Here is a 19,052-nt window from a genome sequence, read left to right as displayed (position 1 = left end):
CCTGGGTCTCTGGGCAGCACTGGGCTACGCCCGGCGCTTGGGCCGCCGGCCGGGCCGGCGATGTTTCGGTCTTGATCAGCTCAGTGGCTCGGTGGAATGCGGCCTTCACGTGGCGCGGACATGAGGTGGGCGAGCACGGCCAGCACGCGGCGGTTGTCGTCGTCGGAGGGGGCGAGCTCCAGTTTGGTGAAGATGCTGGTGCTGTGCTTGGACACGGCCTTCTCGCTGATGAAGAGCCGGTGCGCGATGGCGCTGTTGGAGCGTCCCTCGGCCATGAGCTCGAGCACCTGACGTTCCCGCCCGGTAAGCCTGGAGAGGGGCCCGCCTTCGCCGCGGCTGCGGCGGCTGAGCAGCTTGGTGACCACTTCGGGGTCCATGACCGTGCCACCCGCCGCGACCGTACGGATCACGTCGACGAACTGGTCGTCGCTGAACACCCGGTCCTTGAGCAGGTAGCCGACCCCTCCGGCCTGGTCGGCGAGCAGCTCTTGGGCGTAGATCTGCTCGACGTACTGCGAGAGCAGCAGGATCGGCAGCCCGGGTATCCGTTCCCGGGCGGACAGCGCCGCACGGAGTCCGTCGTCGGTGTGGGTGGGCGGCAGTCTGATGTCCACGATCGCGAGGTCCGGCCGGAACTCCAGCAGCGCGCCGAGCAGGCCCGGCGCGCTGTCGGTGGCCGCCATGATCTCGAACCCACGTGCCTTGAGGAGCCTGACCAGCCCTTCCCGGAGCAGGAAGAGATCCTCCGCGACGACTACGCGCACGGCACCTCCATGACCACGATCGTCGGCCCCCCGGGCGGGCTGCTGACCGCCAGGATGCCGTCGAAGGCCGCCAGCCGTCGCTCCACCCCGGCCAGCCCGGTGCCCCGGGCGGGATCCGCGCCGCCCACCCCGTCGTCGATCACCTCGATGCGCAGCAGCCCGTCCGTCCGGGCCATTCGGATCTGCAGGCCGTGCGCCGAGGCGTGCCGGACGGCGTTGGTGACCACCTCGGCGATGGCGAAGTAGCAGGCCGACTCCAGCGGGGCGTCGAGCCTCCCGGGCAGACCGATCTCGGTCTCACAAGGCAGGGGCAGGTCCAGCGCGAGCGCCCGAACGGCCTCCCCCAGGCCCCGGTCGGCCAGCATCGGCGGGTGCATGCCCCTGATCAGGCCGCGCAGTTCCTCCAGTGCCGCCGCCGAGGCGACGCGGGCCTCCACGACCAGTGCGGCGGCCTCGTGCGGATCGCTGTGGATCATCTCCTCGGCGACCCGGAGGTTCATCCCGATGGTGACCAGCCGTCCCTGTGCGCCGTCGTGCAGGTCTCGCTCGATCCTGCGCAGCTCCGCGGCCGCGGAGCCGACCGCCTCGGCCCGCGTCTCGGTCAGCTCCCGCACCCGCCGGGCCAGCGCCGGGTCAGGCCCCCGCCCGAGCAGCCGGCCGGCATCCGCCAACACGGTCCTCGGTAGCAGCCAGAGCCCGAGGGCCAGCAGCACCGCCCCCTGGATGCCGCCGAGAACCGACGCATGGTGAGCGATCTCAAGGGGGAGGGACGGCGCCGGTCCGCTCGGGGAGCCGAACGTCCGCACCAGCACCAGGTGTTGCCCGAACCCGCCCTGGGCGACGTCGTACGCCCCGATCCCCACCAGCCCCAGCACAGCCAGGTTCGCCGCCGCCTCGGGCCACCTCGCCAGCCCGGCCACCACGGCCGCCAGCAGCGCCAGTCCCGCCAGGTAACCCACCACTGCCGGTCCGATCCCGGTGTCCGGTGACGCGAACTGCCACAGATCGAGGCCGATCAGGTCGCCGGTCATCACCACGACGGCGGGCAGCAGCAGGGCCCAGCGCGCGGACCTCGAGGCATCGGCTGCGGCCAGACGCGAGGGCCTGCCGTTCGCCGGCCGGCGCAGGGCCGCCCCGGCGAAGGCGGCGAGCACCGGGACACTCACGCTGCCCACCAGGACGTTCATCAGCGTCCGGCCAGAGGAGGCAGAGGAATGCGTGAGCCAGTACGTCCATTCCAGCAGTTCGCCGGTCACCGCCGCGACCACGGGCAGTACCCACCGCCTCGGCGCGCGCGCCGAGGTGAGCAGTGCGGTGGCCAGCAGGCCGGCCATCAGCAGCGCCGCCGGGAGCAGCCCGTCGGGTTCCAGATCCGGCACGGTGACGATGTAGCCGGGCGAACCGGCGGAGCCGTGCAGGGCGCGCAGCAGAGTCGGCACACTGCCGTACACGGCCGTACCCACCAGTCCCGCCACGACCGGCCAGCCGATCCGCCCGGCCGGTCGCCCGGTACCCGCCGGCCGGTCCCGCGCTTGCTCGGCCCTGAAGGCCAGCACAGCGCAGACCGCGGTCAACGCCACGAGCACACCCCCCGGCCAGGGTGCCCCATCCACCGGAAATGGCCACATATCCGCCCTCGTCCCGTTCTCCAGGCCACGCGCTGTGGCCTGGAGATCATGCTGCTGCGAGGGGTCCGGCAAGCGCCATGGACCGAAACCTACTTCTGGGGTAGGCAAACACCTACCCCGCCGGAAGGCCTCCGCCGGACGTTTCGTACCGGTCGAGGTCACTCCGCCCTGGGCCGAGCCGCACGGCGAACCGAAGACCACGACGCCTGCACGGGAAGCGGAGACGGAGCCCCGAACGCCGGAGAGGCCCAGGGCCCAACACTGCCCGTCGAAACCGATGTGCCCTCAATGTGCCCCGGGGGCCTGACGGCCCTCCTTCGCACATCACGAGAGCGGAGCCCGAAAGCCCCGCCCGACCCCCACAAAACCCCAGCTCAGGGCCACACAAGGCAATACGGCTGATGCCCCGCCTCATGCAGCCGATGCGAGAAGTCCTGCCACTCGTGCAGCAACTGGTACACGTTGAACGCATCCCGCGGGCCGCCCCGGTCGGGCACCGTCGACCAGATGAAGGCCGCCGCGCCCACCGATTCCTCGCCGATGCCGCGGAGGGGGTCGACGACGGTCGTGGGGAGCTTGACGACCGCGTAGTCGGGGTGCAGGACGACCAGCTCCAGGGGCGGCACCTTGTGCAGCGGCACGCCCTGGATGCCGGTCAGCACCATCGCGGCCATCGTCTCCGGCTTGATCTTGGTGAACATGCCGTTCATGCCCAGCTCGTCGCCGCCGAGTTCCTCGGGGCGCATCGAGATGGGGACGCGGGCCGCGGTCGCGCCGTCCGGCGCGCCGAAGTATTTGTACGTCACCCCCACCCGACCACCATTCCTGCTCCCCGCCCGGAGGCGGTCGGCCCGGTGGTCGAGCCGACGCTCGATCGGCCGGTCCAGCTGGCTCTCCAGCTGCCGGTCGATCTGCCGGTCGTACCGTTCGGGCTCACTCGGTCCACCCTGTGCCTGACGTGCGTCAGTCTGCCGTGCTTCGGTCGATTCCTCCACGTCGCGCCGGTGCCTTCCCCGCCGGGCACGTCGAGGACCCAGGTCATCAGTCCCCTCGCCCAGTCCGCCACCGCGATGCATATCTCCACCCGACTGCTTTTCTAGGACGCGTGGCCCCCGCCGCGCAACCCGATCATCGTGTCAGTGACCTCCCCCACGGCCGCTCGCCGAAACGTGCGGTGAAACACCAGTCCGCGGGAGCTTCCCGGTCTCTGATCACTACGTGCCGTATGAGCTGTGTGTATCAGTCCCAGTCTCGCAGATGGCGCGGCCGCGATCTTGAGGTCGGCCGCTCGCCGGGCGAGCCGCGGCCTACCCTGAGGAGGTCACCACGCAAACGGAGTCCGAGAAGTCGGAGAAGTCGCACGTCATGAGTGCCATGAGCGAACTGCCCTATCCCTATGAAGCGCCCGTCTCGCAGGCGCTCTTCGACCGTGCGTCCGCCGTCACGCCGGGCGGCGTGAACTCACCGGTGCGCGCCTTCCGCGCCGTCGGCGGCACGCCCCGGTTCATGGTCTTTGGCAAGGGGCCGTACCTGACCGACGCCGACGGGCGGGAGTACGTCGACCTCGTCTGTTCCTGGGGGCCGATGATCCTCGGGCACGCGCACCCCGAGGTCATCGCCGCCGTGCAGGAGGCCGTGGCCCGCGGTACCTCCTTCGGCACGCCCGGTGAGGGCGAGGTGGCACTCGCCGAGGAGATCGTCGCCCGGGTGGCGCCCGTCGAGCAGGTGCGGCTGGTCAGCAGCGGGACCGAGGCGACCATGTCGGCCATCCGGCTCGCCCGTGGGTTCACCCAGCGGTCCAAGGTGATCAAGTTCGCCGGTTGCTATCACGGGCACGTGGATTCGCTGCTCGCGGCGGCGGGCAGCGGGGTCGCGACCTTCGCGCTGCCCGACACGCCCGGCGTCACCGGCGCCCAGGCGGGCGACACGATCGTGCTGCCGTACAACGACCTCGAAGCCGTGCACGAGGCCTTCCACCGGCACCCGGGCGAGATCGCCTGTGTCATCACCGAGGCCTCGCCCGGCAACATGGGCGTCGTGCCGCCGGACCCCGGGTTCAACCAGGGGCTGAAGGACGCCTGCTCCAAGAACGGTGCCCTCTTCATCTCCGACGAGGTCATGACCGGGTTCCGGACCAGCCGGGCCGGGTGGTTCGGGATCGACGGAGTCAAGCCCGACCTCATGACCTTCGGGAAGGTCATGGGAGGCGGGTTCCCCGCCGCCGCCTTCGGCGGGCGGGCCGATGTGATGGCCCACCTCGCTCCCGCCGGGCCCGTCTACCAGGCCGGCACCCTCTCCGGGAACCCGGTCGCCACCGCGGCCGGGCTCGCCCAGCTGCGGCTCCTCGACGACGCCGCGTACGACACGGTCGACGCCGTGTCCGAGCAGATCCGCACGCTCGTCAGTGAGGCGCTGAGCAAGGAGGGCGTCGCGCACCGGCTGCAGAAGGCCTCCAACATGTTCTCGGTGTTCTTCACCGACCGGCAGGTGCGGAACTACGAGGACGCCAAGCGCCAGGAGTCCTTCCGCTTCACCGCCTTCTTCCACTCGCTGCTGTCGAACGGCGTCTATCTGCCGCCGTCGTCCTTCGAATCCTGGTTCGTGTCCACGGCCCACGACGAGCAGGCCATCCAGAAGATCGCCGACGCCCTCCCGGCGGCGGCCCGAGCGGCCGCGGAGGCCACGGCAGCATGAGCAGCAACCCCGAGACCCCCGAGACCCCCGGCAACAAGGACGTCACCGTCGTCCACCTCATGCGGCACGGTGAGGTCGCCAACCCGGACGGGATCCTGTACGGGCGGCTGCCCGGCTACCACCTCTCCGAGCTGGGCCGGCAGATGGCCGACCGGGTCGCCGAGCACCTCTCCGCGCGGGACGTGACGTACGTGGCCGCCTCGCCGCTGGAGCGCGCGCAGGAGACCGCCACCCCGATCGCCAAGGCGCACGGGCTGGACCTCGCCACCGACGAGCGGCTCATCGAGGCCGACAACGTCTTCCAGGGCAAGACCTTCGGGGTGGGGGACGGCGCCCTGCGCAAGCCCGACAACTGGAAGCACCTCGTCAACCCGTTCCGGCCGTCCTGGGGCGAGCCGTACATCGAGCAGGTCGTACGGATGATGGGCGCGCTGAACGCGGCCAAGGACCAGGCGCGCGGGCACGAGGCGGTGCTGGTCAGCCATCAGCTGCCGATCTGGATCGTGCGGTCGTACGTCGAGAAGCGGCGGCTGTGGCACGACCCGCGCAAGCGGCAGTGCACGCTCGCCTCGCTGACGACTTTCACCTATCTCGGGGACAAGATCGTGTCCGTGGGCTACAGCGAGCCCGCCATCGACCTCGTTCCTGCCCATCTCCGCGCCGGTGCCAAGCCGGTCAAGGGGGACAGCAAGGCCTTCGGCGCGTAACTGCCGTGGCGGACGGCCCGTTTGAAAGTCCTTAGGGCGCTTTTGCCGGGCCCATTGCGAAAAACATAAGAATCACCGGAACCTCCCCGATCGTCACGCCCTCTGACTGGGTGACCACCAGCAGGCGTGACGATCGGGGATCCTCCATGCGCACCTCCTCCCGGACCGGCCGGACCTTCTCCCGGAGGGGAATACTCGGCCTCGGCGCGGGCGCGGGCGCGGCGGCCGCCGGTCTCGTCGGCTGCGGGAGTCTCAAGCCCTCGGACGATCGCGGGCACCCGGACGGTTCCCCCAAGGGGCGGACCGGGCACGGCGGCGGGAGCACCGCGCATCCCGCCCGGCCCATCGGGGACGGCTCCACCTCCTTCACCGGCGGGCAGCCGCACCAGCCGGCCAAGGCCGAGCCGCTGCAGCCGGGGCAGACCCCGCCGCAGTTCGTGATCTTCTCCTGGGACGGGGCGGGCGAGATCGGCAACGGTCTCTTCCCGCGCTTCCTGGACCTGGCCAAGGAGCACGGCGCGAGCATGACCTTCTTCCTCTCGGGTCTGTATCTGCTGCCCGAGTCGAAGAAGCGGCTGTACGAGCCGCCGAACAACCCGCGTGGAGCATCCGACATCGGCTACCTCACCGACGAGCACATCAAGGCGACCCTGACGAACGTCCGGCGCGCCTGGCTCGAGGGGCACGAGATCGGCACCCACTTCAACGGGCACTTCTGCGCCGGCGGCGGCACGGTCGCCAACTGGACCCCGCAGCAGTGGAGGAGCGAGATCCAGCAGGCCAAGTCCTTCGTGAAGCAGTGGCGGACCCACACCGGCTGGACCGACCTGCCCGCGCTGCCGTTCGACTACGACAAGGAGCTGGTCGGCGGCCGTACGCCCTGTCTGCTCGGCCAGAACAACCTGCTGCCCACCGCCCGTGAGCTGGGCTGGCGCTACGACGCCTCCTCGCCGGGCGGCCGTCAGGTGTGGCCGGTGAAGCGGATGGGGATCTGGGACCTGCCCTTGCAGCAGATACCTTTTCCCGGGCGTTCCTTCGAGGTCCTCTCCATGGACTACAACATGCTCGCCAACCAGTCGGTCAACTCGACCAAGGCGCCCGCCTACAACTATCCGGGCTGGCGGAAGCAGTCCGCGCAGGCATACATACAGGGATTTGAGCGGGCGTACAAGACAAATCGGGCGCCTTTCTTCATCGGCAACCACTTCGAGCAGTGGAACGGCGGCATCTACATGGACTCCGTCGAGGAGGCCTTCAAGCACATCGCGCGGGAGAAGGAGAAGGGCGCGGACGTACGTCTCGTCTCCTTCCGGCAGTTCGTGGACTGGATGGACGTCCAGAAGCCGGAGGTGCTCGCCAGGCTGCGCACGCTGGAGGTCGGGCAGCGGCCAGCCGGGGGCTGGAAGGACTTCCTGCGGGACACCAAGTCGGCCTCCTCCGACGCTGCGTGAGTAGATGTCCGAAATGTCCGGCGTAAATGCCGCCTGAAATGCGGTTTTCCGCCCGGCAGGGGGGTGCGCGGGATCCTCGGAACAGGCATGCGAAACTTTTCACATGAGTACCCGTAGCCGCGCCGTCCTGCTCAGCGCCGTGGCCGCCGTCGCGGCCCTGACTCTGTCCGCGTGCGGTAACGGCGGCACCTCCGGCGGGGGCGGCAACACCAACTTCGTCACCGGCAACAACGGCATCGACACCGCGCCCCAGGGCAAGCGGGCCGCGGCGCCCGACCTGTCCGGCAAGACCATCGACGGCAAGACCCTGGACGTCGCCGACTACAAGGGCAAGGTCGTCGTCATCAACGTCTGGGGCTCGTGGTGCGGGCCCTGCCGCGAGGAGGCCCAGTACTTCGCCAAGGTCTCCAAGGCGTACGAGAGCAAGGGCGTGCGGTTCGTCGGCATCAACACCCGGGACACCAGCACCACCCCCGCGCTCGCCTTCGAGAAGGAGCACGGGATCAGCTATCCGAGCCTGTACGACCCGACGGGCAAGCTGATGCTCCGCTTCAAGAGGGGCACGCTCAACCCGCAGCTGATCCCCTCCACGCTCATCATCGACAAGGACGGGAAGGTCGCCGCGCGGGCGCTGGAGGCGCTCGACGACACGGCCCTGCTGAAGATGCTCAAGCCGGTCCTCGCGGAGAAGTGACGTGAGCGCTCTCGTGACGCTGGCGGTGGGCCAGAACCAGACCGTGCTCCACGGCGCGCTGCTGGTCGCCGCGCCGATCGCCCTGCTCGGTGGGCTCGTCTCCTTCTTCTCGCCCTGTGTCCTGCCGCTCGTCCCCGGCTACCTCTCCTATGTCACCGGGGTCGCCGGCACGGACCTGGGCGAGGCCAAGCGCGGGCGGATGATCACCGGAGCCGCCCTGTTCGTGCTCGGCTTCAGTGCCGTGTTCATCTCCGGCGGAGCACTGTTCGGCTACTTCGGCTCCCATCTCATCGAGTACCAGGACACGCTGGCCAAGGTGCTCGGCGTGCTCGTGATCCTCATGGGCGTGTTCTTCATGGGACTGCTGCCCGGACTCACCCAGCGCGAGTTCCGCTTCCACCGGCGGCCCACGCTCGGCCTGGTCGGCGCCCCGCTGCTCGGAGCCCTCTTCGGGATCGGCTGGACCCCCTGCCTGGGCCCGACGCTGTCGTCGGTGACCTTCCTCGCCATGCGCGAGTCGAGCGCCGGACGCGGCGCCCTGCTGATGATCGTCTACTGCATCGGCCTCGGCGTCCCCTTCGTCCTCACCGCCGTCGCCTTCCGCAGGGCGCTCGGTGCCTTCGGCTGGGTCAAGCGCCACTATGTCTGGGTGATGCGCATCGGCGGCACGATGATGATCGTGACCGGTGTGCTGCTGCTGACCGGCGCCTGGAACGGCCTGGTGCAGCAGATGCAGACCTGGTCCGGCGGCTTCAATGTGGGGATCTGATCGATGAGCAAGACCGAAACCGACAAGAGCCAGGACCAGGAGGACCTGGGGGCGGCCGGCTCCCAGCTGTCCACCGCCCCGCAGGAGGAGATCGCCGCCGTACCGGGCCTCGGCGTCCTGGGCTGGGTCCGCTGGTTCTGGCGACAGCTGACCTCCATGCGGGTCGCGCTGCTGCTGCTCCTGCTGCTCTCCCTCGGCGCGATCCCGGGCTCGCTCATCCCGCAGACCGGCGCCGACCTGAACAAGGTCGACGACTTCCGCAAGGCGCACAAGACGCTCGCGCCGGTCTACGACAAGCTCGGCCTCTTCCACGTCTACAGCTCGGTGTGGTTCTCCGCGATCTACATCCTGCTGTTCGTCTCCCTGATCGGCTGCATCGTCCCGCGCACCTGGCAGTTCGTCGGCCAGCTGCGTGGCCGCCCGCCGGGCGCCCCCAAGCGGCTGACCCGGCTGCCCGCCTACACCACCTGGCGCACCACGGCCGAGCCGGAGCAGGTCCGCGAGGCCGCGCTCGCGCTGCTGGGCAAGCGCCGCTTCCGGGCCCACATCGCCGGTGACGCGGTCGCCGCCGAGAAGGGCTATGTGCGCGAGCTGGGCAACCTGCTCTTCCACATCGCGCTGATCGTCCTGCTGGTCGCCTTCGCGTCGGGGCAGCTGTTCAAGTCGGACGGCACCAAGCTGATGGTCGAGGGCGACGGGTTCTCCAACGCGCTGCCGATGTACGACGACTTCAAGTCCGGCAGCCTGTTCCGGAACGACGACCTGGTGCCGTTCAGCTTCGACCTCTTGGACTTCAAGGGCACCTACGAGGTCAGTGGGCCCAACAAGGGCACCCCGCGCACCTTCGAGGCGAGGATCAGGTACAGCGAGGGGGCGTACGGCAAGGAGAAGCCGGCCACCATCAAGGTCAACAAGCCGCTGGAGATCGGCGACTCGAAGGTCTACCTGGTCAGCCACGGCTACGCGCCCGTGGTCACCGTCCGGGACGGCAAGGGCGATGTCGTCTACCACGACGCGGTACCGCTGCTGCCGCTCGACGGCAACGTCACCTCCAACGGCGTGATCAAGGTGATGGACGGCTACCGCGACGCCGACGGCCGCAAGGACCAGCTCGGCTTCCAGGCCTTCTTCGTGCCGACCTTCGACCCCCGGAGCGGCACGATGCTCTCCCAGTTCCCGGCACTGGTGAGCCCGCTGCTCGCCGTGAACGCCTACCACGGCGACCTGGGCGTCGACGCGGGCCTGTCGCAGAACGTGTACCAGCTCGACACCAAGCACATGAAGGCGTTCAAGGACTCCAAGGGCCAGCTGCTGAAGAAGCTGCTCAAGCCGGGCGACACCCTGCAGCTGCCGAACGGCGCCGGGTCCATCACCTTCGACAAGGACGTCAAGGAGTGGGCCGGCTTCGAGATCGTCCAGCAGCCGGGCAGCGGCTGGGCGCTCGGGGGTGCCCTCGCCGCGATCTTCGGTCTGGCCGCCTCCCTGTTCATCCAGCGCCGCCGCGTGTGGGTACGGGCGGTGCGCGGCGACGACGGCGTCACGGTGGTCGAGATGGCCGGCCTCGGCCGCAGCGAGTCCGCCAAGCTGCCCGAGGAGCTGGGCGACCTCGCCGGAATCCTCTACGACCAGGCGCCGGGGGCACCCGACCCCGACGACTCTTCAGCGTCCAAGGAAGCATCCCCCGACCGCCAAGCCGTACCTGCCGAAGGGGCTGAGAAGTGACTCTCGCCGCCGCAACCGATCTCGCCGCCGCGACCAACGAGCACCTGGCGAGCATCAGCAACACGCTGATCTACTCCTCGATGGCCGTCTACACCCTGGCCTTCTTCGCGTACATCGCCGAATGGCTCCTCGGCAGCCGCAGCAAGGTGGCCCGCACGGCCGCCGCGCTGACCGCCGAGAGCACGCGGAAGGCGGGGCCTGCCGTCACCGTGCAGCAGGCCGGCGGCACCGCCGTACTGGAGCGGCCCAAGGTCGTCGTGCGCTCCGCGTCCGGTGCCCGGGACGTGCCGGACGGACCCGGTGCCCACGGCGGGGACGAGCAGGGCGACCTCTACGGGCGGATCGCCATCTCCCTCACCGTGCTCGCGTTCCTGGTGGAGCTGGTCGGGGTCGTCGCCCGCGCGGCCTCCGTGGAGCGGGCGCCGTGGGGCAACATGTACGAGTTCAACATCACCTTCTCCACGGTCGCCGTCGGCGTGTACCTCGGGCTGCTGGCGCTGAAGAAGAACGTGCGCTGGCTCGGGCTGTTCCTGGTCACCACGGTCCTGCTGGACCTCGGCCTCGCGGTCACCGTCCTGTACACCGCCAGCGACCAGCTGGTGCCCGCCCTGCACTCGTACTGGCTGTACATCCACGTCTCCACCGCGATCTTCTGCGGAGCGGTCTTCTACGTCGGCGCGGTCGCCACGATCCTTTACCTGTTCAAGGACTCGTACGAGAACAAGCTGCAGACCGGCGGCAAGCCCGGCAGCTTCGCGACCTCGGTGCTGGAGCGGCTGCCCGCCTCCGCCTCCCTGGACAAGTTCGCCTACCGCGTCAACGCGGCCGTCTTCCCGCTGTGGACGTTCACGATCATCGCGGGCGCCATCTGGGCCGGCGACGCCTGGGGCCGCTACTGGAACTGGGACCCCAAGGAGACCTGGTCCTTCATCACCTGGGTCGCCTACGCCTGCTACCTGCACGCCCGCGCCACGGCCGGCTGGAAGGGCCGCAAGGCCGCCTACCTGGCGATGATCGCCTTCGGCTGCTGGCTGTTCAACTACTACGGCGTCAACATCTTCGTGAGCGGCAAGCACTCCTACGCGGGCGTGTGAATGCCTGGTCGGTGACACTGGTGTCATGAGCGGTTCCATCGAACAAGGCACCAGCCAGACGCACGGGAACACGCACATACTCCACCTTCTGGTGCGGATCCCCCGGCATATGGAGGACGTCTGGGCGGCGGTGGCCACCCCCGAAGGGCTCGGGGGATGGTTCACCGCCGTGGACGTCCTGGAGCCCCGCCTCGACGGCCTGGTCACACTGCGTGACCTGGGCACGGGGCGGATCACGGCGTGGGACGTAGACCGCGTCGCCGAGTACACCGTGGAGGGCGGCGGCCGGATCCGGTTCCATCTGGAGCGGGACGGGGACAAGGGGTGCCTGCTGCGCTTCACCCACGAGTTCCAGGGCGAGGAGGAATCCGAGTCCGGCTGGCGCGCCCGATTCGAACAGCTGATCGCGGTCCTGGAGCCCGCGCAGGACCTTTCCGGGCAGGAGTCCGCGCAGGCCGGGCAGGAGCCCGCGCAGGACCTTCCCGGGCAGGAGCCGTCGGAGCCCCTTCCCGGACAGTTCACCTAGGACGGCGGCAGGCCTTCCTCCGCCGGCGGTTTCCCCTCCGGCCAGGCGATCCGCACGAACCGCGAGCCGCCCTCGGGGGTCAGCTCCACGATCGGTACGGCCTTGCCCTCCCGGCTGCGGTCGGCGGGCGGCGTGAACGGCTGCGGCTCGTACGGCAAGCCCTTGATCAGCGCGGCGAACGACTCCCGCAGCGTCCGCGTGTACGGATCACCGGGCTTGTCGTACACCAGCAGCGCCTGCCCGCGCTCACCTTGGTGAAGGAGGCCAGCGCGCGGGCCTCGTCGGTGTTGGTCGGCGACACCCGGGCGAGGCCCGGATACGGGTGCTTGCCGCCCTGCCCGTTGGCCAGGTCGTCGGCGGTGATGGAGGAGCCGACCACCGGGATCGCGCGTCGGGTCAGCTCCCGGACGGCCTTCTTGCTGTTGTCGGTTCTCTGCCCGATGCCCGCGACGGCCCGCAGCCGGTCCGCGCTCCTCGCCGTCCGCGTCAGCCGGTCCACGGTCTGCTGAAAGTGGTCCCCGGTCGCGCCGGGGTTGGCGAGCACCAGCCGGATCGCGGGCGCCTCCCCGTGGGAGTCGTGGTTGGCCCGGTACTGCGCCAGGTACGCGCCCTGCAGCTGGTGCTGGATGTCGTTCGGGCTGGTCCGGAGGTTGAGGTGCACGGCAGCATCAGCGCCACCGTGACGTAACTCCCCTTTTTCAGGCCGCCGTTCTCCCGCCCGATGGCCCGGACGGGACGGGATTCAGCCGACGGTGATCGAGTTCAGCTTCTCGCGCAGATAGACGTGCGAGTCGACCGGCGGGTACGCCACCCGGCCCACCGGTGGCGGCACGGACTCCACCAGCGTGCCCGGGGTGCACTCGCCGAAGTACACGAGGGACATCAGCTCCTCGGTGGGCGCGTCGGCGGGCGGCGGCAGCACCCGGTGCCGCCCCGACCGCCACCGGTCGCCGGTCCAACGCGCCAGCAGATCACCGATGTTGATGGTGAGGGCAGCGGGGTCGAAGGGCGCGTCCGCCCAGCCGACGCCTCCCTCCGCGGGGTCCGTGTAGACCTGCAGCCCCCCTTTCCCCGCCTGCCGGTCGAGGATGGTCACGGTGCCGAAGTCGGTGTGCGGGCCGATCCGGAACTGGCCGGGCTCGGGCTCGCCGATGATCTCCGTCCCCGGATACCAGTTGATGTTGAATCCGTACGTCGGATGGTCCATGTGCCGGGAGAAGAAGTCGGGTTCGAGCCCGAGGGCGTACCCGAGCAGCGACAGCAGCTCCTTCTCCAGGCCGGCCATTCTCGCGAGGTACTCCTCGCACAGCGGCCGGAGTTCGGGGATCTCGGCGGGCCACACGTTGGGCGCGTACCACTCGGCGTTGACGGCCGGGTCCTCGAAGGGCTCGTGTGTGGCGAAGGTCAGCGACTCCTTCAGGTCGGGCGGGGTCTCGGTGCCCTCCGCGTGCCCGTTGGCCTCGGCGCCGGGGCCCAGCCAGCCGCGCCCGCCGACCCGGGCCTCGTAGGCCTGCTTGACCTCGGCGGGCAGCCCGAAGAACCGCCGCGCGGCCGCGCGGACCCGCTCGCGCAGCCCGGGGTCCACTCCGTGCCCGGTGACCAGCAGGAAACCGGCGGTCCTGAGGGCCTGGTCGACGCTGCGGGCGAGCGCCGTACGGGCCTCGGTGCCGCCGTCGAGCCAGGGCCGCAGGTCGATGGTCGGGATCCGCGGTTCACTCACCGATGTCCTCGTTCCACAGCGCCGGGTTGTCCTTGATGAAGTCACGCATCAGCCCGACGCACCCGGCATCGCCCAGGAGCACGATCTCCACGCCGTGCCCGGCGAGCCAGTCGTGGCCGCCGTGAAAGGTGTCGGCCTCGCCGACCACCACGCGGGAGATGCCGAACTGGCGGACCAGGCCGCTGCAGTACCAGCAGGGGGAGAGGGTCGTCACCATGGTCGTGCCGCGGTACGTGCGCTGCCGCCCCGCCGCCCGGAAGGCAGCCGTCTCCGCGTGCATGGAGGGGTCGTCGTCCTGGACGCGCCGATTGTGACCGCGGCCCAGCAGGGCGCCGTCGGAGCCGTAGAGGGCGGCGCCGATCGGGATGCCGCCCTCCGCGAGTCCGGCGCGGGCCTCGGCGACGGCGGTGGCGAGCCAGGCGCGGGCCTGTTCCTGGTCCATGCGTTCACTCTCCTGCACCGGGCACACCAGGGCAACGCGGGCTGCCCGGAGGGTGTTTTCCACCCCGGAGCCCGGCCTGCGCCGGCTCGCCCCCCGGGGCAGCCCGCGCTCCGGGCGCGCACGGGAAGCCCGGACCGCGCCCGGTGACGGGGCTGCCGACGGTGGGCCGAACCGCCTCGGTAGCCTGGCCCGATCACATCACGCGGGAGGGAACGCCCATGGCCGCTGCCCCGGTTCTGGAGGAGCTGCGGGAGGTCTGCCAGCCGCACGCCAAGCTGGCCGGCCGCAATGGCGAGCACTGGGCGGGCCGACTGTACATGCGCAGGGTGTCGCTGCGGTTCACCCGGCAGCTGGTGCGCACTCCGGTCACCCCGGACCAGCTGACCTGGACGATGGTGGTGTGCGGGGTGGCCTCGGGCGCGGCACTGCTGATCCCCGGGCTCACCGGCGCCGTACTCGCCCTCGTGCTCATGCAGCTCTTCCTGCTCTTCGACTGCGTGGACGGCGAGGTCGCCCGCTGGAAGGGCCAGAACAGTGCGTCGGGCATCTACGTCGACCGGCTCGGGGCATACCTGGCGGACGCCGCGCTGATGGTGGGCCTCGGGTTCCGTGCGGCGGAGAACGGCCTCGGCGGCCGGCTCTCGCTCGGCCTCGCCACCGCGCTCGGCGTCGTCCTGCTCAAGACCTCCACCGACCTGGTGGACGTGGCCCGGGCCCGGCGCGGGCTCGGGGTGGCCGACGACGAGTCGACCCGCCCGCGCTCGCAGGGCGTCGCCACCGTGCGGCGGATGGCGGCGGCCTTCAAGATCCACCGCGTGACCAACGGCATCGAGGCGTCCCTGGTCCTGCTGGCGGCGGCGATCGGCGACACGGTCACGGGCGGCGTGGACGTGACGCGGTGGGCGCTGGTCGCTCTGGCCGCGATCACATGGGTGATGGTCCCGGCCCACCTGCTGTCGATCCTGTCGTCGTCGCGACTGCGGTGAGGTGGTCCGGGCGCGGCATGACCCGTGCCGACCAGCGGGGTGACCCGGTGCCGGCCAATGGCCGACCGCCGCCACCAGCGAGTCGGGAAAGCCGACCCGGAAATGGGTCGGGCTGGAGCGGTTGCTCTACCCGCTGATCATCCCGAGGACCGTCCGCACGGCCTCGGCGACCGGCTGGCCCACCGCGCCCACGGTCGCGGCGATGCCGGCGACGGCCATCAGCGCACGGTGCCGCTCCTGCGCCGGGACGGCGGCGTCGGCGCTGATGGCGGGCAGGGACTCGTCGAGGAGCTGCGCGCTGGGGGCGGGGACCTGGGTGCGCAACTCGCCGATCATCCGGTGCAGTTCGGCGAGGGCCGCGACCACGGCCGGGTTCAGCTGCTCGGTCCCGCCGGCGCCGGACTGGTTCCTGACGATGCCTTGGTTGCCCTGGCCGCCGTACATGTTCACGTTGTCGCCGTAGTAGTAGCTGTTGCCGCTCATGCCGCGATCCCCACGTTTCCGTTTCCGCCGTACATGTTGACGTTGTCGCCGAAGTAGTAGTTGTTCGGCGAGACGGTGAGGCGTTCCACCACCACCCGGAACTCGATGTCGGGATGCTCGACGGCGTACGTGATCTGCCCCACCAGTTGGTCCAGTTGCCCCTGGTTCTGGCTGGTGACCACCCCGGTGGAAGCGCCGTTGGTCTCCACCGCCAGGACGTACACGGGGGCGGCGGTCAGGACGGAGAGCATCTCCACGAAGAAGTAGACGCCGGCGAGGCCGGCGGCGAGCCAGACGAAGGTGAGGTAGCCGTCGGCCCCGGAACCCGTGCCCTGCGAGGAGACTTTCGCGAGCAGCCCCGGCAGCATGAGCAGGACGGCCACCGCCAGCGTCACGGCCGCGTACTTCAGGAACCGTAAGACCGCTTCCCTGCGCCTGGGCCGCAGGGTGGTCGTGTACACCCGCGCGATGTTGTGCAGCGGATAGGCGGCCGCGCCGATCCACAACAGCCGCTTGGTCACCCGGAGTTCCACGCCGCCGCCCGAGGCCTGCGGCGGCACCGGCGGAGGCGGGGGCGTCGGCGGCGCCGGTGGTGTGTGGGCCGGTCGTTCGGGCGGTTGGCCGGTCTGCATCTGTCCCCCAAGGATCAGGTGTCCCTCGACATCGAACGAAGACCATGAACCACCAAGGACGGCCGGCGACGCAAGTGCTATACGGGAGGGCGCGTCCGCTCCCACGCGCAGCAGCAGCTTCCCCGTGCTCGTTCGTGCCCCATCGGCCGGTGTGCCCGCGCCGCCTCCTCCAGCGGGAACTCGGTCGTCACCGGGAGGGACACCGTGCCGTCCACCGCCTTCGCGAAGGCCCGCTCGGTCGGGCGGCGCAGCTCGGCCGGGGCGGTCTTCGCGAGGGTCGGGACGGAGAAGCCGGCCGGCCGCCTGCGCGGACCGGACCCGCAGCCGCGGCAGCTTCGACGTGCCGATCGGGAAGGCGGCCCTCAGTCACCACTTCGCGGTGCTGCGCGGGGCGGGTCTCGGCGAGCAGCGCGACGAGGGGGCCAGGCGGGTCAGCCGGCTGCGGCGCACGGAGTTCGACGCGCGCTTCCCAGGACTGCTGGACCTCGTGCTGCGCACCCCCGACGCCCATCCCTGACCGACCCGCACGGCGCCGGCGAGGTGCGACCTGCGCGTATCGGCGGGGCCGATGGGCCCATCGGCAGGACGCCCCACCGGCCCGTGGACCAGCGCCGACGCGGCTTCGTAGCTTCGACGTCATGACCCCAGAGCACAAGGGCACGGCCCAGCTGACCACCGCGATGATGCTGTCCGGCACCCTCGGCGTCTTCGTCGTCGAGTCCGGCGCCCCGCCCTTCGACGTCGTCTTCTTCCGCGTCCTGTTCGGCGCCCTGGCCCTCGGCGGCTACGTCGCCGCCCGAGGCCGGCTGCGCGACCACGGCTTCACCCGCCGCACGTTCGCACTCGCCGTCCTCGGCGGGGTGTTCATCGTCTTCAACTGGGTGCTGCTGTTCCAGTCGTACGAGAACACCTCCATCTCGGTGGCCACCGTGGTCTACCACATGCAGCCCTTCTACGTGGTCCTCCTCGGCGCCCTGCTGTTCCGTGAACGGCTCACCGCGGCCAAGGTCGGGTGGATCGCCGTGGCCTTCGCCGGGCTGATCCTGGTCTCCGGTGTGACGCCCGCCGACCTCAGCGGGGGTGGCGCGTACCTCACCGGCGTCGGCCAGGCCCTGCTCGCCGCGCTCCTCTACGGCCTGTCCACCCTGGTCACCAAGCGGATCACCGGCGTACGCCCGCATCTGATCGCCCTCGTCCAGGTCCTGGTCGGCATCCCGCTGCTGCTGCCCTTCGCGGACTTCGGCGCGATGAGCGGCACGGGCGCGGACTGGGGCTGGCTGGTCGGGCTCGGTCTGCTGCACACCGGCGTGATGTACGTCCTCATGTACGCGGCCTACGCCCAGCTGCCCACCTCGAAGATCGCCGTCGTCGCCTTCGTCTACCCGGCCGTGGCGATGGTGATGGACTGGGCGGTCTACGGCCACCACATCGGCCTGGTCCAGGCGCTGGGCGTGCCGCTCATCGTCACCGCGAGCCTCAAGGTCACCCTTGCTCGGACACCAGCCGCCGGGCCTGCTCCACGAACAGCCGGGCATGCGCCGCAAGCCGCTTCCCGGACCGCCACGCCAGCTGCGTGCGAAGCGTGAACGGCGGCTCCCAGGAGAGCCGGACGAGGGAGCCCTCCGCGAGTGCGGCGGCGACCGTCACTTCGGGCAGCAGCGCGATCCCGAGTCCGGCCGCCGCCGCCCGCTTGGTGGCCTCGATCGTGCCGAACTCCATGAACTCCACCGGCTCCAGCGCGGTCAGCTCCCGCTCGAACAGGTCCCGGTAGGCGCAGCCCGGCTCGGTGGCCAGCAGGGGCTGCCCGGTCAGGTCGGCCGTCGCGACCGGCTTCCCGGCCAGCGCGTGTCCGGGCGCCGCGACCAGCGCCAGCGGCTCCACCGCCAGCACCGCGCTCTCCAGACCCGGGTGCTCGGTCTCCTCCTCCATCAGGAAGCCCACGTCGTAGGTTCCCTGCCGCAGGGCCTGCCGGGTCTCGTCGCCGATGGTGGTGCGCAGGGCGAGCCGCACCCTGGGGTGGCGGTGGTGGAAGTACTCCAGCAGCGGGGGCAGCCGGTAGGAGGTCAGGGACTCCATGGTGCCGACGGTCAGGGTGCCGGACGGCTCCTCGGCGCCGGTGACCGCCGTCCGGGCCTCCTCGGTCAGCTCGATGATCTGCCGGGCGTAGGGCAGCAGCCGCTCGCCCGCCTCGGTGAGCCGGATACGGCTGCCGAGCCGGTCGAACAGCTCGACGCCGAGGGAGGACTCCAGCGCGCGGATCTGACTGGTCACGCTGGACTGCGCGTACGACAGTTCGGCCGCGGCCCGGGTGAAGCTCAGGACCGTGGCGACCTTTGCGAAGGCCACGAGCAGCCGGAGTTCCATGCGTCAGCCGTCCCTGGGGCCGTCCTCGTCGAGGGACCTGAGGAACTCGGGGTTGTCGTCGGGGGCCACCCAGCGGGCGGCGGTGTCGCGGTGCCACGCGGAGGGAGTGGAGCCTCCCCCAGAGGGGGTACCCCCAGCGGGGGAGTGCCGCACCTTGCCGGTGACCAGCCAGGCGACCGGACCCACCAGTACCTCCCCGAACAGCAGGATGATGATCACCCACACCACCTTCGGCAGGTGGCGCACCTCTTCCTCCGGAGTGTTCAGGCAGTCCACGAAGGCGTAGATCCACAGCGCCAGGACCAGCAGGAACGGCAGATACCTGAGCATGGTCGTGCGATCTCCCCGATGTGTGGGACGCCCCCGGTGACCGGGC

21 protein-coding genes and 2 pseudogenes are annotated in these 19,052 nt (G+C 70.5%); 11 read left to right on the top strand and 12 right to left on the bottom strand.

Annotated features, from left to right (window positions below):
• Positions 1 to 80 precede the first annotated feature (80 nt).
• The 3 genes from ACFZDC_RS26270 to ACFZDC_RS26260 all read right to left on the bottom strand — a co-directional run bounded on the left by ACFZDC_RS26270 (position 81) and on the right by ACFZDC_RS26260 (position 3,468).
• Positions 81 to 764 carry a LuxR C-terminal-related transcriptional regulator gene (locus ACFZDC_RS26270; RefSeq protein WP_391327622.1) on the bottom strand — a complete coding sequence of 228 codons (684 nt, stop codon included), beginning with the start codon at positions 762 to 764 and terminating at the stop codon, positions 81 to 83.
• Positions 755 to 2,344, bottom strand: a complete 1,590-nt coding sequence (locus tag ACFZDC_RS26265) for a histidine kinase (protein WP_391327620.1) — start codon at positions 2,342 to 2,344, stop codon at positions 755 to 757. The genes ACFZDC_RS26270 and ACFZDC_RS26265 overlap by 10 nt, the downstream gene beginning before the upstream one ends.
• A 422-nt stretch (positions 2,345 to 2,766) precedes the next feature.
• A complete protein-coding gene (locus ACFZDC_RS26260) occupies positions 2,767 to 3,468 on the bottom strand; it encodes a hypothetical protein (protein ID WP_391327619.1) in 702 nt (233 codons plus the stop codon).
• A gap of 298 nt (positions 3,469 to 3,766) precedes the next feature.
• Here ACFZDC_RS26260 and hemL point away from each other — a divergent pair, with 298 nt between their 5' ends.
• The 8 genes from hemL to ACFZDC_RS26220 all read left to right on the top strand — a co-directional run bounded on the left by hemL (position 3,767) and on the right by ACFZDC_RS26220 (position 12,049).
• Positions 3,767 to 5,086 carry a glutamate-1-semialdehyde 2,1-aminomutase gene (gene hemL, locus ACFZDC_RS26255; RefSeq protein WP_391327742.1) on the top strand — a complete coding sequence of 440 codons (1,320 nt, stop codon included), beginning with the start codon at positions 3,767 to 3,769 and terminating at the stop codon, positions 5,084 to 5,086.
• Complete coding sequence (locus ACFZDC_RS26250) at positions 5,083 to 5,793, top strand: histidine phosphatase family protein (protein WP_391327617.1); 711 nt, start codon at positions 5,083 to 5,085, stop codon at positions 5,791 to 5,793. The genes hemL and ACFZDC_RS26250 overlap by 4 nt, the downstream gene beginning before the upstream one ends.
• A gap of 146 nt (positions 5,794 to 5,939) precedes the next feature.
• Positions 5,940 to 7,244, top strand: coding sequence for a hypothetical protein (locus ACFZDC_RS26245; protein WP_391327615.1), 1,305 nt, complete (start codon positions 5,940 to 5,942; stop codon positions 7,242 to 7,244).
• Positions 7,245 to 7,347: 103 nt separating this feature from the next.
• Positions 7,348 to 7,938 (top strand): redoxin family protein, encoded by a 591-nt coding sequence (locus tag ACFZDC_RS26240; RefSeq protein ID WP_391327613.1) that lies wholly within the window; start codon positions 7,348 to 7,350, stop codon positions 7,936 to 7,938.
• Position 7,939: 1 nt separating this feature from the next.
• Positions 7,940 to 8,707 carry a cytochrome c biogenesis protein CcdA gene (locus ACFZDC_RS26235; RefSeq protein WP_391327611.1) on the top strand — a complete coding sequence of 256 codons (768 nt, stop codon included), beginning with the start codon at positions 7,940 to 7,942 and terminating at the stop codon, positions 8,705 to 8,707.
• A 3-nt stretch (positions 8,708 to 8,710) separates the two neighbouring features.
• Positions 8,711 to 10,429, top strand: a complete 1,719-nt coding sequence (locus tag ACFZDC_RS26230) for a cytochrome c biogenesis protein ResB (RefSeq protein ID WP_391327610.1) — start codon at positions 8,711 to 8,713, stop codon at positions 10,427 to 10,429.
• A complete protein-coding gene (gene ccsB, locus ACFZDC_RS26225; RefSeq protein WP_391327608.1) occupies positions 10,426 to 11,523 on the top strand; it encodes a c-type cytochrome biogenesis protein CcsB in 1,098 nt (365 codons plus the stop codon). The genes ACFZDC_RS26230 and ccsB overlap by 4 nt, the downstream gene beginning before the upstream one ends.
• Before the next feature lie 25 nt (positions 11,524 to 11,548).
• Positions 11,549 to 12,049 carry a hypothetical protein gene (locus tag ACFZDC_RS26220; protein WP_391327606.1) on the top strand — a complete coding sequence of 167 codons (501 nt, stop codon included), beginning with the start codon at positions 11,549 to 11,551 and terminating at the stop codon, positions 12,047 to 12,049.
• On the opposite strand, the gene ACFZDC_RS26215 is transcribed toward ACFZDC_RS26220, so the two are convergent.
• From ACFZDC_RS26215 to ACFZDC_RS26200, 4 genes are all read right to left on the bottom strand, one after another.
• Positions 12,046 to 12,276 (bottom strand): hypothetical protein, encoded by a 231-nt coding sequence (locus ACFZDC_RS26215; RefSeq protein ID WP_391327605.1) that lies wholly within the window; start codon positions 12,274 to 12,276, stop codon positions 12,046 to 12,048. The two genes, ACFZDC_RS26220 and ACFZDC_RS26215, sit on opposite strands and share 4 nt — an antisense overlap.
• Positions 12,216 to 12,710, bottom strand: coding sequence for a hypothetical protein (locus ACFZDC_RS26210; protein ID WP_391327603.1), 495 nt, complete (start codon positions 12,708 to 12,710; stop codon positions 12,216 to 12,218). Before ACFZDC_RS26210 ends, ACFZDC_RS26215 begins: the two co-directional genes overlap by 61 nt.
• Positions 12,711 to 12,791: 81 nt before the next feature.
• Positions 12,792 to 13,769, bottom strand: a complete 978-nt coding sequence (locus ACFZDC_RS26205) for a 2-oxoglutarate and iron-dependent oxygenase domain-containing protein (protein WP_391327601.1) — start codon at positions 13,767 to 13,769, stop codon at positions 12,792 to 12,794.
• Positions 13,762 to 14,211, bottom strand: coding sequence for a deaminase (locus ACFZDC_RS26200; protein ID WP_391327599.1), 450 nt, complete (start codon positions 14,209 to 14,211; stop codon positions 13,762 to 13,764). Before ACFZDC_RS26200 ends, ACFZDC_RS26205 begins: the two co-directional genes overlap by 8 nt.
• A 218-nt stretch (positions 14,212 to 14,429) precedes the next feature.
• Here ACFZDC_RS26200 and ACFZDC_RS26195 point away from each other — a divergent pair, with 218 nt between their 5' ends.
• Positions 14,430 to 15,197, top strand: a complete 768-nt coding sequence (locus ACFZDC_RS26195) for a CDP-alcohol phosphatidyltransferase family protein (protein WP_391327598.1) — start codon at positions 14,430 to 14,432, stop codon at positions 15,195 to 15,197.
• A 126-nt stretch (positions 15,198 to 15,323) separates the two neighbouring features.
• Here the strand turns inward: ACFZDC_RS26195 and ACFZDC_RS26190 are convergent, their stop codons facing one another.
• The 3 genes and pseudogenes from ACFZDC_RS26190 to ACFZDC_RS26180 form a co-directional block, all read right to left on the bottom strand.
• A complete protein-coding gene (locus ACFZDC_RS26190) occupies positions 15,324 to 15,680 on the bottom strand; it encodes a hypothetical protein (protein WP_391327596.1) in 357 nt (118 codons plus the stop codon).
• A complete protein-coding gene (locus ACFZDC_RS26185) occupies positions 15,677 to 16,240 on the bottom strand; it encodes a DUF6232 family protein (RefSeq protein WP_391327595.1) in 564 nt (187 codons plus the stop codon). Before ACFZDC_RS26185 ends, ACFZDC_RS26190 begins: the two co-directional genes overlap by 4 nt.
• Positions 16,241 to 16,414: 174 nt before the next feature.
• Positions 16,415 to 16,608 (bottom strand): annotated as a pseudogene (locus ACFZDC_RS26180) (zinc-binding dehydrogenase); the annotation flags it as partial.
• Between the two features lie 2 nt (positions 16,609 to 16,610).
• On the opposite strand from ACFZDC_RS26180, the pseudogene ACFZDC_RS26175 reads away from it, so the two are divergent.
• Positions 16,611 to 16,829, top strand: a pseudogene (locus tag ACFZDC_RS26175) (transcriptional regulator); the annotation flags it as partial.
• Between the two features lie 121 nt (positions 16,830 to 16,950).
• Positions 16,951 to 17,898 carry an EamA family transporter gene (locus tag ACFZDC_RS26170; protein WP_391327593.1) on the top strand — a complete coding sequence of 316 codons (948 nt, stop codon included), beginning with the start codon at positions 16,951 to 16,953 and terminating at the stop codon, positions 17,896 to 17,898.
• Here ACFZDC_RS26170 and ACFZDC_RS26165 read toward each other — a convergent pair.
• Positions 17,795 to 18,676 (bottom strand): LysR substrate-binding domain-containing protein, encoded by an 882-nt coding sequence (locus ACFZDC_RS26165; protein WP_391327591.1) that lies wholly within the window; start codon positions 18,674 to 18,676, stop codon positions 17,795 to 17,797. The two genes, ACFZDC_RS26170 and ACFZDC_RS26165, sit on opposite strands and share 104 nt — an antisense overlap.
• Positions 18,677 to 18,679: 3 nt before the next feature.
• The gene (locus tag ACFZDC_RS26160; protein ID WP_391327589.1) at positions 18,680 to 19,006 is read right to left on the bottom strand and encodes a PLDc N-terminal domain-containing protein; all 327 of its coding nucleotides are present in this window, start codon (positions 19,004 to 19,006) and stop codon (positions 18,680 to 18,682) included.
• Between the last annotated feature and the right edge of the window lie 46 nt (positions 19,007 to 19,052).

This window comes from Streptomyces sp. NPDC007905 (genome assembly GCF_042959345.1).
Classification (GTDB): domain Bacteria; phylum Actinomycetota; class Actinomycetes; order Streptomycetales; family Streptomycetaceae; genus Streptomyces.
This window is presented reverse-complemented; position numbering and strand designations above follow the sequence as displayed.